We start from the raw sequence: 13,985 nt of genomic DNA on the forward strand, positions 1-13,985 counted from the left end.
CCTTTAGGTTGGAGGCTCAGCTCGCCGTGTGAGTTCCCACTGCCCCAAGGAGGCGCTTCCGTGTCCGATCGTGACCATGGTCTTGAGTCCGCCGACGCGATCCGGGCGCGGATCGACACCCGGACACCGCACTCCGCCCGGTTCTGGAACTATTTCGTCGGTGGCAAAGACAATTACGAGGTCGACCGGGAGGTCGGGGACCAGATCAAGGAGATCTTCCCCGGCCTCGTCGATGTGGCCCTGACGAGCCGCCACTTCCTGGGGCGGGCGGTCCGGGAGCTGGCGGTGGAGCGGGGGATCCGTCAGTTCCTGGACATCGGCACCGGTCTGCCGACCGCCGACAACACGCATGAGGTCGCCCAGCGCGTGGCCCCGGACGCGCGGATCGTCTATGTCGACAACGATCCCCTGGTGCTGGCCCATGCCCGTGCCCTGCTCACCAGCACACCCGAGGGCCGCACCGACTATCTCGACGCGGATCTGTTCGATCCCGAGTCGATCCTCAAAGCCGCCGCCGGAACGCTGGACCTCTCCCGGCCGGTCGCGCTGATGATTCTCAACACGCTCGGCCATGTCGCCGACTACGACCTGGCCCGTTCGCTGGTGTCCCGTCTCATGGCGGGCCTGCCGTCCGGCAGTTATCTGGTGATCAGCGACAGCACCGCCACCAGCGAGGGCATGATCGCGGCGTCGGACGCGTACAACGCCAGCGGGGCCGTCCCGTACTACGTGCGCCCCGTCGAGGAGATCGCGGGCTTCTTCGAGGGGCTGGAACTGGTGGAGCCCGGGATCGCCCAGGTCACGCGGTGGCGCCCGGAACCGGACGGCGCGAACGGCACCGAGCCCGCGGTCGACGCGTACGGCGGCGTGGGCCGCAAGCCGTAGGGGTGTGTAAGCAGGTCTGCCGGGGGCGGGGAACGGGCCGCTCAGAGGGCCCGCGGTGTTCCCCCGGCGGGCTCGCGGCGGACTCCTCTCGCACCCCCGTGCCATCCGTCCGCCGCACGCCGAGGCGTCTCTGAGCGGCCTTGGTGTCCAGTCCACCAGACGGGCTGGGCACCAACAGGGCGCGAACGGGGCGGATCACGGCAGCGGGTGGCTTCGCTCCCCGCCGCTCATGTCATCGGCCCGTCCGTCCACGCGTCCGTCCACGCTTCCGCCCGCGTACTCCGTCAGCATGCGGACCACGAGACCGGCCGGGGCCAGCCCTCGTACGATCAGATGGATGTCCCAGCCCGCGCCGCGCGCCAGCTCCGCGTCGATCGCCGCCCACACCGCGCGGACGCTCTCCTCGTACGGCAGCCCGCCACGGCCGGAGCCGAGCAGCGGGAAGCACACCGAACGCAGCGGGGGATCGAACCGCTCGTGCTCCTCCGCGAGCAGTTCCAGGGCGTGGGCCACCGCGCGGGTGACGTCGGCGGGCAGGACGTCGTAGTCGTTGGTCCCGGCCCGGGGCACGGCGACGGCCGCGTGGTAGACGCGGCGTACGCCCTGGCCGGCGAGGGCGCCGGAGCCGGTGACGGCCACCGTGCCGGGCAGCACCGGGCGGCCCGAGGTGCCCCGGGCGGTGGCCCAGTCGCGCAGTTCGTCGTGGATCGGGTCGCCGAGCACTTCGCCCGTCAGCCCGCGCAGCGCGCCGGCCCGGCGCAGGGAGGCCGCCACGGAGGACTTGTACGCCTCGGGCAGCGCCAGATACGTGTTGACCGGGGACACCACCACATCCACGTCACGCAGCAGATCCACCGGATGGACATGGAGCGTGACCGGCACGGTCCTGCCGTGTGCCGGGACGGTGAGGAGCCGGTGGGTACGGGCGCTCACGGCCGGATCGGCCGGATCGTCGTGGGCCGCGTCGCCCGCCGCCGCATCCCGTCCGGCCGCCGGGTGCCGCTCGGCGAGCGCCGCCCGCGCCAGTCTGCCCACCTGCTCGGCGACCTGGTCGAGCACCACCGCCTCCTGTTCCTTGCGGAAGCGCTCGATGCTCACCCCGTACAGCTCGGCCGCGCGCCGTCTGCGGTCGGCGCCCGGCCAGTCACGGGTGCCCGGTGTCAGACCCAGGGTGTATTCGGCGGCCTCCTGGAGGGTGCCGCCGCCGAGCCGTGACACCGCCAGCCGCAGCAGCCACTCGACCGACTGCGACTGCGACTGGGCGGGGACCGCGGCCGGCCGGGCGTCGGCGGGGGCGAGCGCGAAGGCGATCCGGGCCAGCGACGGCACCTCCAGCCTGCGCAGCCGTACGATCCCGCCGCGCCGAACTGTCTTTATCTCCTCAAGGATTGAGGCATGGTCCGGGACAGGCATGAGCGGCATGGCCGCAACGATCGCACCGGGCGGCCCGTGCCCACAAGCGGCACACCGGCGAAGAGCCCGTGGGCGCTCCGGGGACGGCGCGCACGGGACACTCGTATGATGCCCCCCTCGCGGGCACCGCACAGGTGTATGGGCGGCCCCGGACCGATACCGACCGGCATCCGACCCGGATCCGACCAGCCAGGGAGCCCCGTGCCCGCCACCACGCCCCGCGTCCTCTATGTCACCGACCTCGCCTACGAGGCCAGAGGACGCAGATACTGCGACGAGGACATACAGCTGTCGTCCCGGCTGCGGCGGGACTTCGCCGTGGCGCTGAGCCATCCTCTCGACGCCGGGCGCCTGATGGGGTCCTTCGACGCGGTCATGGTGCGCAACAGCGGGCCCGTACTGCACTACCAGGAGGAGTACGACTCCTTCCGCGACCGGGCGCGGGCGGCCGGGGTCCGGGTCTACAACCCGCTGACCGGACGGGCCGACATGGCGGGCAAGCAGTATCTGGTGGAGCTGAGCGCGGCCGGGTATCCGGTCATCCCGACCGTGGACCGCGCCGAGGACCTCGGCCGGCTGCCGCGCGCCGACACGTATGTCGTCAAGCCGAAGGCGGGCGCGGACTCGATCGGCATGGAGTTCATCGACGCGGGCCGGCTCTCGGACGTCTCCTTCGACGGGGTTCTGGTGCAGCCGCGGATACCGTTCCGCTACGAGGTCTCGTTCTACTTCATCGACCGCGACTTCCAGTACGCCCTGTACGCGCCCGACCCCGAGCGGCGGTGGGAGCTCGCGCCGTACGAGGCCGGGCCCGCGGAGCTGGCGTTCGCGCGGCGGTTCATCGAGTGGAACGCGCTGGAGCACGGGATCCAGCGCGTGGACGCCTGCCGCGCCCCGGACGGGGAACTGCTGCTCGTCGAGCTGGAGGACCTCAATCCGTATCTGTCCCTGGAGTCGGTGGCCGACGCGACCCGCGAGGCGTTCGCCACGCGGCTGACGGCCTCGCTGCGGGAGCTGCTGCGCTGAGACACCACCGCGGCGAGTCATGAGAGAGGGGCTCAGCGGGGTGCTTCCCAGGTCATGGTCGTCCCCCGGCCGCCGTCCTCGCGCAGCCCGTCGTCCGTGACGACCAGCCGTACCCCGGTCCGTCCGTCGGCGAGACGCGCCATGGCGTCGACCTCCACCCCGATCGCCGTCACCCCCTCGCGCCGGTGCGCGGCGGCGAGCGCGCCGCGCAGTTCGGCCAGCAGACCGCGGCCCTCCGGCTCGCCCACGAGCGTGTCCACCGGTCCGGTGAAGCGCACGGACGGCCGGAAACCCAGCACCACCGCCGCGCCGCCGGTCTCGCGCAGCACCATCCCGCGCACGCTCGTCGGGCCGTCGGCCGGCGGCTGCTGGAGCGTGAAGATCGTGGTCCTGACCTCCTGGATCGTGGAGTCCAGCTCGTCCACGGCCCGGCCGAGCAGCTCGTCCAGACCGGCCGAGTCCGCACGACGCCGGGTCGACTCCAGCATCATTTCGGTCGCGAAGAGCCGCTGGACGACCAGATCGTGCAGATCGCGGGCGATCCGGTCGCGGTCCTCGAAGACGGCCAGCTGCTCCCGGTCGTGCTGCGAGTCCGCGAGCACCAGCGCGAGCGCGGCCTGCGAGGCGAACTGGGTGGCCAGCAGCCGGTCCACCGCGCGGTACGGGCGGCCACCGCGCCGGCGCGGCAGCGCGAGGGTGCCGATCAGCTTGCCGCCGCTCTGGAGCGGCAGCATCATGCTCGGCCCGAAGCGCACCCGTACATGCGTGGTCATCCGGGGATCGGTCGACGAGTCCTCGATGAACACCGGCTCTCCGCCGAGGAGTTGAACGAGTACGGGGGAGCCGGGCTCGATGGTGGTGCCGACGATGCCGGCGGGGTCACCGACCGTGGACGCGGCGACGATCTCCATCCCGCCCTCCTCGGTCGGCTGGAGCACCACGCCCGCGTACGCGTCGGCGAGCACCCGGGCCGACTCGGCCACCGTCATCAGCGCGTCGGAGGCGTTCTCGCCGGTCAGCAGCGCGGTGGTGACGGCCGCCGCCCCCTCGATCCAGCGCTCGCGCTGCCGGGCAGTCCCGTACAGCCGGGCGTTGCCGATCGCGAGCGCCGCCTGGGAGGCCAGAACGCGCAGCAGGCTCTGGTCCTGCTCGGTGAAGGAACCGGTCCGCTTCTCCGTCAGATAGAGATTGCCGAGGACCGTCGTGTCCAGCTGGAGCGGTACGCCGAGGAAGGAGTGCATCTCGGGGTGGCCGGGCGGCACCCCGGCGGACCGGGGGTCGGCCGTCAGATCGTCCAGCCGCAGCGGCTTCGGGTCCTCGATGAGGAGCCCGAGAAGGCCGGTGTGTCCATCGGGGAGCCGTCCGGTCCGCTGCCGGTCGGCATCGCTCATCCCCGCCGTGAACAGCTCCGTGAGTCCCCCGCGCTCGGGGTCGAGGACACCGAGCGCGCCGTAGCGCGCGCCGATGAGTTCGGCGGCGGTGTCGACGATGTGCTGGAGCGTGGCGCGCAGTTCGAGGTCGGTGCCGATACCGAGCACCGCTTCGAGCAGCGTGGGCAGCCGGGGCGTCGTCGCGTCGTCGTCACGGTCTCCACGGCTCTCACCCCTGCCACGGATCGCACGGTCACCGTGGCCCTCGCCGTCGTCGTCGCCCTCTTCGCTCATCGCCCCGTCGTACCGCCGTACCGGTCCCGCCGCGCTCTCAGTGGGCGTCGGCCAGCGGGTTCAGGACCATCGGCTGGATCTTGCCCTCCAGCATCGCCCCGAGCCCGAGCACGGCGCAGATGTCGGGACGCTCCGCGATGGCGACCGGCATGCCCGTCGCGTCACGCAGCATCTGGTCGAGCCCCGGCAGCAGCGCGCTGCCGCCGACCATCATGATCCCCCGGTCCCCGAGATCGGCCACCAGATCGGGCGGGCATTCGCGCAGCACCTTGCCGATGCCGTCGAGGACGGCGGTCAGCGGGGTGTAGATGGCCTCCCGTACGGCGGCGGTGTCCACCATCACCGAACGGGCCACTCCGGTCGCCACGTCCCGGCCGTGGATCTCGGTCTTGGAGGGGCCGCCCTCGGTGAGCCCGTTGTTGCTGAGCGCCAGCTGCAGCGGGCGTACGGACTGGCTGGGCAGCATCAGCTCATGCTGGTGGCGCAGGTGCTGGATCACCGCGTGGTCGATGGCGTTGCCGCCGACCGGGATCCGTACGGCCGTGACGATCGAGCCGAGCGACAACACCGCGACCTGCGTGGTCGCCGCGCCGCACACCATGATCATGGTGGCGGTGGGCTGCTCCACGGGCAGTCCGCAGCCGACGGCGGCGGCGATCAGCGTGTCCACCAGCTCCACCCGGCGCGCGCCGAGCCCGACCAGGGTCTCGACGGCGGCGCGCTGGGCGAGCGGATCGCTGTCGTGCGGGGTGGAGGCGGCGGCGCGCAGCCAGGGCTTGCGCCGCAGCTGACGGCGGAGTTTGTCGCCCAGCAGATGACGCAGCATGCGCTGCGCCATCTCGATGTCGATGACGGTGCCGCCGGTGATGGGGCGGACGACACGGATGTAGTCGGGGGTCCGGCCGGTCATCTGCTCGGCGAGGGCGCCGACGGCGATGAGCGCGCCGGTACGGGTGTTGACGGCGGCCGCGCTCGGCTCATCGACGACGAGCCCGGCCCCCTTCACAAAGACCCGGGTCCGGGCGGCCCCCAGGTCGACGGCGATATGGCAACGTCGCAACTGCTCAAGACTGACGGTCACGGCAGGTTCTCCCGAGAGCGCTGAGGTGGTTCACCGGCGGCCGCCGGCCCTGTTCGCATAGTGCGGCGCCGGAGCACGCCCCGCGCGCTGGGGTACGCCAGACGGGCGTTCGGATTTGACGGCGTGCCAGGAGGCAGGACGGGCGTCTGCGTGACGGGCAGCGGTCGGATCGTACGGTCGACGGTCAATCGGACCAGCGTTGCAGCAGTCCCCAGGTGAATTCCGCGACGCGGGCGCCTCCGTCGGGCGGGGTGAAGGCCAGCCGCATCCTGGTCGGGGCGGTGCCCTCCATCGGCCGGGCGGGCGGGAAGGCCCGCGCGACCTCGTCCACCGTGCAGCACCACGGGCGCAGATCACCGGCCGTACGCAGCTCGGGGCCCGCCGACCCCGGGGCGCGGACCAGCCATTCGTTCCATACGGCCCCGCCGGGCGCCACCATCACCTCGAAGCGCAGATCGGGCCAGAGCGGAACGGGCCACAGCAGGGCGTCGCACTCCAGATCGCCGATCACGCGCCGGGAGGTTCGCTCCGGCTCCCCGAGTACGGAGCGGTAGCGGGCGAGCGAGCCGCGTGTCCGGGGCGAGCGCACCATCGCCTGCCAGCGGCGGTTGGCCTCCCGCATGCCGGCCAGGGACACGCCCAGCTCGCGACGGGCCTCGTCGACCAGGTCCGGCTGGTGATCGGCCATCCGGCGCAGCAGGACGAGCTGGAAGTCGAGCGGCCCGAACGGCCCGGTGGACGTCATACCGCCATCCTCCCCCGTCTCCGCGGGGCATTCCCCAACCGGGCAGACACGAGCAGACGTGGGCAGACATGCCATGTACTCGCCACTTCACACAGGATCCTCACAACCTCGCCATGCCAGTCGTACCGCCGCCGCATAATCTGCGGGGCGCCATGGACTACTGCCCACAGTGTCGTCGGCACCTCAACGGCGCACTGATCTGCGCAGGATGCGGGACCCCCGCCGAGGAGCTGCGGCAGCATCAATCTGTCCACCCCGGGTCGCACCACAGCCGCTTCCCGGGCGGGGACGACAGGGAAAACGAAGGTCACGGAGAGTACGATGCCGCGCCCGTGAGTGACTATGGGCTCGTCAGTCACGACCGCCCGGACGACACCGCGCCGCGCCGTAACTCCTCGCGCCGCAAGGGCTCTTCCCGTAGAGCCGGGCGGAGCGAGGGCGCGCGGGACAAGGCTCCGCGCCGCACCGGACCGCGCCGGGCACGCAGCAGGCGGGGCCGCAGGTTCCTGATCGGTACGCTCGGGGTGATCCTCGCGGCCGGCGTGCTGAGCCTGGCCGAGCTGGCCAGGGAGTCGTCCGGCAACGACAACGCCACCTCCGTGAAGGAGGAGGCGACCGTCGAGTTCGACGGCGGCCCGCAGGACACCGAGCGCCCCGCCGTCCCCGACGATCCCGGTGTGTCCGCGACCCCGGAACCGGGCTCGGGAACCGGTACGGGCGGGGAGGTGAGCCCGGACGGCAGCGGCGGTCCGAGCGCGTCGGAGAAGACCGGGGAGTCGCCGTCGTCCTCCGCCACGCCCGGGACCGGGGAGACGGCCACGGACGGGCCGGAATCGCCCGGCGCCGACGATCCCGAGTCCGGTACGACCGGGCCCGCCGAGCCGACGGACGCACCCACGTCGGGCGGCCCGACCTCGGCGGCCCCGCCACCGCCACCGCCGCCCGCGCCTTCTCCCACGCCGTCCGAGACCTGCACCTGGTGGATCTTCATCTGCGTCTGACGGCTTCCGGGGCGCGCTCCCGCCCCGGAGCACGCTTCCGCCTCAGGGCGCGCTCCTGTCTCAGAGCACGGTCTCGCCCAGCATCCGCTTGAGCAGATCGCGCAGCACCTCGCGCTCCTCGTCGGACAGCGCGGCAAGCGGCTCGCGCGCGAAGTCCAGCGAGTCGCGCAGCCGGGTCGCGGTCGCTCTTCCCTCCTCCGTGGGTGCGGCGAGCTTCACCCGGCGGTCGGCCGGATCGGGCCGGCGCTCCACCAGGCCGCGCGCTTCGAGCCGGTCCACGATGCCGGTGACATTGGACGGTTCGCACTTCAGCTTCCGCGCGATCCCGCGCATGGGCAGGGGCTCCAGGGACAGCAGCCCCAGGACGCGCGCCTGCGCGCCGGTGAGGGAGTGCCGGGCCGCGGCCTGCTCGTACTCCTCGTAGTAGCGGGCCACGACAGTGCCGATGAGTTCGACGACCTCAAGGGTGAGCGGGTCTCTTCGTGGAGTGGCCATGGACACCAGGATACTCCGTTACTTGACAACATGAAATATTCAGGAGCATTGTTGTTTCAGGTGGTGAAGCTTTTCTCGGGTTCCCTGACCTGGTACCCATGGCTCACCGTCGCAGAACTGTCTGAGGAGGCTCCGCACCATGACCGCACTTCCCGAGTCCGGCCGCGCCTGGTTTCTCGTCGCCCGCCCCCACGGCTGGCCCGAGTCGGGCGATGTCGCCCTGCGCGACGTCCCCGTGACCGAGCCGGGCGAGGGCCGGATCCTGGTCCGCAATCTCCACTTCTCGGTCGACCCGTACATGCGGGGCCGGATGAACGACGTGAAGTCGTACGTACCCCCGTACCAGCTGGACAAGCCGATGGACGGCGCCGCGGTCGGCGAGGTCATCGCCTCGCGCGCCGAGGGGTTCGCCGTCGGCGACCATGTCGTGCACGGGCTCGGCTGGCGGGAGTACGCCGAATTCCCGGCCGAGCACGGCACCAAGGTCGACGCCTCGCTCGCCCCGCTCTCCGCGTACCTCGGTGTGCTGGGCGCGACCGGTCTCACCGCCTACGCCGGCCTGTTCGAGACCGCCTCGTTCAAGGAGGGCGACGCCGTCTTCGTCTCCGGCGCGGCCGGAGCCGTCGGCAGCCAGGTCGGCCAACTGGCCAGGATCAAGGGCGCCTCGCGGGTGATCGGCTCGGCCGGCTCCGACGAGAAGGTCAAGCTCCTCACCGAGGAGTACGGCTTCGACGCGGCCTTCAACTACAAGAAGGGCCCCGTCAGGGACCAGCTCAAGGCGGCGGCGCCCGACGGCATCGACGTCTACTTCGACAACGTCGGCGGCGACCACCTCGAAGCCGCGCTCTCCGCGCTCAACACCTATGGCCGCGTCACGCTCTGCGGCGCGATCGCGCAGTACAACGCCACCGACCCGACGCCCGGCCCGCGCAACCTGGCCCTGGCCATCGGGAAGCGGCTGCGCCTCCAGGGCATGATCGTCACCGACCACTTCGGTCTGCGGCCGCAGTTCGTCAAGGATGTCGCCGGCTGGCTCGCCTCCGGTGAGCTGAAGTACCGCGAGACCTCGGTCGAGGGCATCGAGAACGGCTTCGACGCCTTCCTCGGCGTACTCCGCGGAGAGAACACCGGAAAGATGATCGTCACGCTCAACAGCGAGACGCACTAGGCTCGTCCCAGGCCGCCGCGGTCCGTGGGCGCGAGTCGCGGCGTACAACAGGAGGAACGCACCGCATGACCATCCAGAAGATCGATGTCCTCTACACCGCCGTCGCCACCGCGGAGAACGGCCGTGACGGCCGCGTCTCCAGTGACGACGGTCAGCTCGACGTCATCGTCAACCCGCCCAAGTCGATGGGTGGCAGCGGCGCCGGCACCAACCCGGAGCAGCTGTTCGCGGCCGGGTACAGCGCCTGTTTCCAGGGCGCGCTCGGTGTGGTCGCCCGTCAGGAGAAGGCCGACATCTCCGGCTCGACCGTGACGGCCAAGGTCGGCTTCGGCAAGCTTGAGACCGGCGGTTTCGGTCTTGAGGTCGAGCTGGTGGCCTCCATCCCGAATGTGGACGAGGCGACCGCCAAGGATCTGCTGGAGAAGGCGCACCAGGTGTGCCCGTACTCCAACGCCACGCGAGGCAACATCAAGGTCGAGCTCTCCGTCGCCTGACGGACTGCCTGTCCGACTGCCTGACGGATTGTTCGACGGGCTGCCTGTCCGCTGAGGGCCGTACCCCTGACCCGGGGTGCGGCCCTCAGTCGTGTCCGCGCCGTGTCCGCGCCGTGTCCGCGCCGTGTCCGTTTCAGACCGTTGACGCGGAAGCGCTTCGACTCTAGCTTCCCGTTCGAGGTCGTGACCGCAGTTCGGCATAACGAACGGCTCCACCTCTCGCGCGCCCCACCCCCCTCGCACGCCGTAAGGAGAATCCGCGTGAGCCGCACCTCTCGCAGAACCACGCTCCTCCTGGCCCTGTCGCTCGCCGTCTTCGCCGCCTTCACCGCGTTCTTCCCCCCGCCCGCGGGGGCCGCCGAGAGCCGTCCGTACGCCGGCCCCGTCATGCCCCGGACCGGCGCCGATCCCTGGATCCAGTACTACGGCGGCGACTACTACCAGGTCACGACGTCCTGGTCGTCGGAGCTGACCATGCGCAAGTCGCGTACGCCGGCCGGGCTTTCTACCGCGCCGCGTGTGCGGGTCTGGACGGACTCCGCCTCCTCGCGCTGCTGCTACATGGAGGCGCCCCGGATCCACTTCCGGGACGGCCACTGGTATCTGTACTACGTCGCGGGCCAGGGCATCGAGGACTACCACCCCACCCGGCGCGTGCACGTGCTGGAGAGTGCCGGCGCCGACCCCATGGGCCCGTACACCTACCGGGATCAACTCGACGACGGCCGGCCGCCGGACATCGCTCCACCGACGCCGAACGGCCGCCTCTCTCTGCTGGGCGCCCCACTCGCAGGGGCTGCCGGCGAGCGCGCGGCCACCCCCACGGCGTACACACTCGTGAACCGGCGCAGCGGTAAGTGCCTTGAAGTGGAAGGCGGTTCGCGCGCCGATGGCGCGAATGTCCTCCAGTGGGCCTGTCATGGCGGTGCCCGTCAGCGCTGGCGCGTCGAGGATCTCGGCGATGACACCAGCCGGCTGGTCAACGCCGCCAGCGGGAAGGCGCTGGATACGGCGGCCTGTTCCGTCGCGGACGGGGCCGATCTGCGCCAGTGGTCCCGGCTCGGCACCGTCTGCCAGGCATTCCGGTTCGTCGTCACCGACCAGGGCGGCTGGGTACGGCTCGTCGGCGCCCGCAGCGGCAAGGTCGCGGATGTCGCCGGCTGCTCGACGGCGGACGGGGCGGACGTACGGCAGTGGCCCTGGCTGGGCACCACCTGCCAGCAGTGGCGGCTGAACCCGGTCTGACCACGGCGCAGGGGCCGTCCCCGCACCACGCGGGAACGGCCCCTGACGGCATCACGCCGCGACGGCTCAGCCGGATGCCCCCAGCAGGGCCCGGCCGACCTGCGAGAAGAGCCCCTTCGGGTGGTCACGGAACAGCGGCTCCGTACCGAACAGCACCACGGACCCGCCCTTCGCGGATGTCCCGCTGACGACCGAGGCCCGGCCCGCCGCGTCCGAGGGGCCGCCCGTACCGTCCTCCTTCGCGCGCCAGTGGCCGGACACCAGCGGGCTGCCGGTGCCGTACGACTGCTCGACCCGCACCCCGGGAGCGAGGTCGGTGAACCACAGCGGCGAGTAGACGAAGGTGTGCGCCGGGGCGCCACCCGTGATCGGGCCGCCCGCGTTGGTCACCCGCACCACACCGTTCGCGTCGCCGTTGCCCGCGACCGGCTTGGCGGCGAGCAGACCCGCGGCGGTGTTGAAGGCCGCCCCCGTCGAACCGAGCGTGACCACGCCCGCTCCACCGGACAGGAAGCCGTCCAGGGCCGAGCGCGCGGCCGGGTTGAGAGCGCCGTACTGGAGACCGGAGGAGACGTACAGGACATCCGCCTTCGACCAGTCGAAGCCCGCGTTCAGCGTCGCGGTCGACACCGGCAGCACCTCGAAGCCCATCTCCCGCAGGGCGAACTGCTCGCCGGGCGTCACCGCCGCCGCGACCCGTGTACGGGCCAGAGCGCCGGAGCCCTTCTCCTTGGTGGCGGTGAACGCGACGCCGTAACGGTCCGCGAGGACGGCCGCCTGACGACCGGCCGAGGCCGGCACGATCGCCGAACCGTCCGCCGCCCGCCGTACCTTCACCCCCTGCGTGAGCAGGGAGTTGAGCGCGGCCAGCTCCTTGGGGTCGTCCAGGCGCAGCCGCAGATCGCCCTGACCCGTCACCGCCCCGGTCGGGGACGCGGCCTGGACCGGACGCGCCGGGATGTGCAGCCCGCCACTGACCTTCTGGACCTTGTCGACGCTCGCGCCCCACAGCAGCCCGAGGCTCCACCCCGATATGTCGTACATCGTGGAGACGTCCGCGCTGATGTCACGGCCCTCGTCGAGGATCACATTGGCGACACCGCGCTTGGCCTGGTGCATGTCGACGACGTACGAGCCTGCCGGATACGAACGTCCCGCCAGCCGGAAGCCGGCGCGGGCGCGCTCCACCCGTACGTCATTGGCGACCAGATGGTCCACCAGCCGGGCCGCCGCGGTCGCCGAGCGCTGACCGTCACCGGCCGGGATCACATACGCGCGGGGGAAGGACGTGGTGTACACATCCTCCGGTCCGATGCCCGGCACGCCCGGTACGGTCTCCTCGGACACCGGCCGCTGCGCCTCGCCCGCCACGCCCCGCCGGAACGTCTCGATCTGGTCGGCGATCACGGATGTGCGGTGGTCGAGCGTGTAGTCGAGGGTCGCGCGCATCACCGCGCCCGCGATATCGGTGTTGATCGCGGAGCGCCGGCGCAACTCCTCCACCGGCAGGTTGTTGTAGTCGTTGTTGTTGACGCGCATCGGGAACTCGACGGTGTGCGAGGCCACCGCGCCCTGGAACGCCATGTACTGCGGGGTGAAGATCGGCGGCCAGTCGTCCCAGCCCTCCTGCTGGTCGCGGAAGGGGATGACGGGCGGCTGGACCCCGTCCTTCGCGGGGGTGTAGCCGAGATCGTTCACCGCCTTCTCCATGCCGAGGGCGTTGGCGTAGCTGTTCTTCAGGAAGAGGTCGTACTCATAGTTCTCGCCGTGCGGCGGTGTTGTCGGCTCGATCAGTGTGCCGTTGACATAGCCGTGCAGATCGAGCATGACGGCGGGCTGCTTGTCGACCGCGATCTGCCTGATGGCCTGTGATTCTGGCTGCGAGGCGGTGATGAAGTCCCGGTTGAGATCGAAGCCGTTGCCGTTGGCGCGGGTCCCGGCGATCCGGCCGTCCGGGTTGGCGGTCACATTGAGATAGATCCGGTTCTTGGCGAGCAGCCCGGCCGTTCTGCCGTCCTTCGCCTTCGCCAGCTCCTCGATGAGCTTCAGGGCGGCGTCGGTGCCCTCCCACTCATTGCCGTGGATGTTGTTGTTGATGAAGACCGGGGTCTTGTAGGAGGACTTGATCCGGCGGTCCTTGGCGGCCGCCGCCGGGGAGTCCTCGATCAGCGCGCGCATCCGCTCCTGCTCGCGGGACTCGTGGGAGCTCTCGGGAGCGGTGACGGTGACGAGATACAGCTCATGGCCGGCCGCGGACCGGCCCGCCACCTCCACGCTGACGCGATCGCTCAGCTTCTGGAGGGCGTTGAGCCGGGGAGCGAGCGAGTGGTATGGGGCGAGGCCCAGCTTGATCGCCTTGTCGGCGGGGTTCTCGGGCGGCGCGTCGAGGACCGTACGCCGGGGGTAGCCGCCGTCCTTGCGCAGCGCGGGAGGCGCGGGCGTACCGACGGTGCCGGCGGTCTTCTGGAGCGCGGCGGCGGAGGCGGCGGCCATGGTGCCGGGGCCGCCGCTCTCCCTGACGGGGTGCGGGCGCTGCGCGTCCCGGGCGGGGGCGGCGGTCGCGGGGAGCGGGGCCAGCAGCAGGGCGCCGGCGACGGCGCCGACAGCGGTGGTGAGCAGAACGGGTCTGGGTATCCCCATACGTCTGTTCCTCCGGGTCTTCGGAAGTGACGGCAGAGTCAGAGGCGATCACCGCAGAGGCGATCACATCAGAGCGATCAAGAATGATCGGCGGCGATCGACGTTGATCGGTACGGAGGGTCTACCGG

General features: G+C 71.3%; 12 protein-coding genes. 6 read left to right on the plus strand and 6 right to left on the minus strand.

The window, feature by feature from the left end; all coding sequences use genetic code 11:
* The first annotated feature begins 60 nt into the window (after positions 1–60).
* Positions 61–885, plus strand: a complete 825-nt coding sequence (locus tag IF11_RS0117535) for an SAM-dependent methyltransferase (RefSeq protein ID WP_030352548.1) — start codon at positions 61–63, stop codon at positions 883–885.
* A 195-nt stretch (positions 886–1,080) separates the two neighbouring features.
* On the opposite strand, the gene IF11_RS0117540 is transcribed toward IF11_RS0117535, so the two are convergent.
* On the minus strand, positions 1,081–2,307 hold the full coding sequence (locus IF11_RS0117540; protein WP_106979194.1) for a macro domain-containing protein: 1,227 nt from the start codon (positions 2,305–2,307) through the stop codon (positions 1,081–1,083).
* A 192-nt stretch (positions 2,308–2,499) separates the two neighbouring features.
* On the opposite strand from IF11_RS0117540, the gene IF11_RS0117545 reads away from it, so the two are divergent.
* Positions 2,500–3,324, plus strand: coding sequence for an ATP-grasp domain-containing protein (locus IF11_RS0117545; protein ID WP_030352550.1), 825 nt, complete (start codon positions 2,500–2,502; stop codon positions 3,322–3,324).
* 32 nt (positions 3,325–3,356) lie between these two features.
* Here IF11_RS0117545 and IF11_RS0117550 read toward each other — a convergent pair whose 3' ends face one another.
* The 3 genes from IF11_RS0117550 to IF11_RS0117560 form a co-directional block, all read right to left on the minus strand.
* A complete protein-coding gene (locus IF11_RS0117550; RefSeq protein WP_078490742.1) occupies positions 3,357–4,988 on the minus strand; it encodes a GAF domain-containing protein in 1,632 nt (543 codons plus the stop codon).
* 37 nt (positions 4,989–5,025) lie between these two features.
* Positions 5,026–6,069, minus strand: coding sequence for a rod shape-determining protein (locus tag IF11_RS0117555; protein WP_030352552.1), 1,044 nt, complete (start codon positions 6,067–6,069; stop codon positions 5,026–5,028).
* Between the two features lie 184 nt (positions 6,070–6,253).
* Positions 6,254–6,814 carry a hypothetical protein gene (locus tag IF11_RS0117560; RefSeq protein WP_030352553.1) on the minus strand — a complete coding sequence of 187 codons (561 nt, stop codon included), beginning with the start codon at positions 6,812–6,814 and terminating at the stop codon, positions 6,254–6,256.
* Positions 6,815–6,966: 152 nt separating this feature from the next.
* Here IF11_RS0117560 and IF11_RS38965 point away from each other — a divergent pair, with 152 nt between their 5' ends.
* On the plus strand, positions 6,967–7,815 hold the full coding sequence (locus IF11_RS38965; RefSeq protein ID WP_030352554.1) for an SCO2400 family protein: 849 nt from the start codon (positions 6,967–6,969) through the stop codon (positions 7,813–7,815).
* Between the two features lie 60 nt (positions 7,816–7,875).
* Here IF11_RS38965 and IF11_RS0117570 read toward each other — a convergent pair whose 3' ends face one another.
* Positions 7,876–8,310: a MarR family winged helix-turn-helix transcriptional regulator gene (locus tag IF11_RS0117570; protein ID WP_030352555.1), complete on the minus strand. Its 435-nt coding sequence runs from the start codon at positions 8,308–8,310 to the stop codon at positions 7,876–7,878.
* A 139-nt stretch (positions 8,311–8,449) separates the two neighbouring features.
* Here IF11_RS0117570 and IF11_RS0117575 point away from each other — a divergent pair, with 139 nt between their 5' ends.
* The 3 genes from IF11_RS0117575 to IF11_RS0117585 all read left to right on the plus strand — a co-directional run bounded on the left by IF11_RS0117575 (position 8,450) and on the right by IF11_RS0117585 (position 11,217).
* A complete protein-coding gene (locus IF11_RS0117575; RefSeq protein WP_030352556.1) occupies positions 8,450–9,478 on the plus strand; it encodes an NADP-dependent oxidoreductase in 1,029 nt (342 codons plus the stop codon).
* A gap of 65 nt (positions 9,479–9,543) precedes the next feature.
* Positions 9,544–9,972 carry an organic hydroperoxide resistance protein gene (locus tag IF11_RS0117580; protein ID WP_030352557.1) on the plus strand — a complete coding sequence of 143 codons (429 nt, stop codon included), beginning with the start codon at positions 9,544–9,546 and terminating at the stop codon, positions 9,970–9,972.
* Positions 9,973–10,233: 261 nt separating this feature from the next.
* A complete protein-coding gene (locus IF11_RS0117585; protein ID WP_030352558.1) occupies positions 10,234–11,217 on the plus strand; it encodes an RICIN domain-containing protein in 984 nt (327 codons plus the stop codon).
* A 66-nt stretch (positions 11,218–11,283) separates the two neighbouring features.
* On the opposite strand, the gene IF11_RS0117590 is transcribed toward IF11_RS0117585, so the two are convergent.
* Entirely contained in the window at positions 11,284–13,857 is a 2,574-nt protein-coding gene (locus tag IF11_RS0117590) for a M14 family zinc carboxypeptidase (RefSeq protein ID WP_030352559.1), read from the minus strand.
* Positions 13,858–13,985: the final 128 nt, after the last annotated feature.

It is taken from the genome of Streptomyces scopuliridis RB72, assembly GCF_000718095.1.
Lineage (GTDB): Bacteria > Actinomycetota > Actinomycetes > Streptomycetales > Streptomycetaceae > Streptomyces > Streptomyces scopuliridis.

Bases quoted from the DNA above. Each gene is read 5' to 3' on its own strand.
- IF11_RS0117540 (WP_106979194.1), bottom strand. From the start codon at position 2,307: ATGCCGCTCATGCCTGTCCCGGACCATGCCTCAATCCTTGAGGAGATA.
- IF11_RS0117550 (WP_078490742.1), bottom strand. From the start codon at position 4,988: ATGAGCGAAGAGGGCGACGACGACGGCGAGGGCCACGGTGACCGTGCG.
- IF11_RS0117560 (WP_030352553.1), bottom strand. From the start codon at position 6,814: ATGACGTCCACCGGGCCGTTCGGGCCGCTCGACTTCCAGCTCGTCCTG.
- IF11_RS38965 (WP_030352554.1), top strand. From the start codon at position 6,967: ATGGACTACTGCCCACAGTGTCGTCGGCACCTCAACGGCGCACTGATC.
- IF11_RS0117570 (WP_030352555.1), bottom strand. From the start codon at position 8,310: ATGGCCACTCCACGAAGAGACCCGCTCACCCTTGAGGTCGTCGAACTC.
- IF11_RS0117575 (WP_030352556.1), top strand. From the start codon at position 8,450: ATGACCGCACTTCCCGAGTCCGGCCGCGCCTGGTTTCTCGTCGCCCGC.
- IF11_RS0117580 (WP_030352557.1), top strand. From the start codon at position 9,544: ATGACCATCCAGAAGATCGATGTCCTCTACACCGCCGTCGCCACCGCG.
- IF11_RS0117590 (WP_030352559.1), bottom strand. From the start codon at position 13,857: ATGGGGATACCCAGACCCGTTCTGCTCACCACCGCTGTCGGCGCCGTC.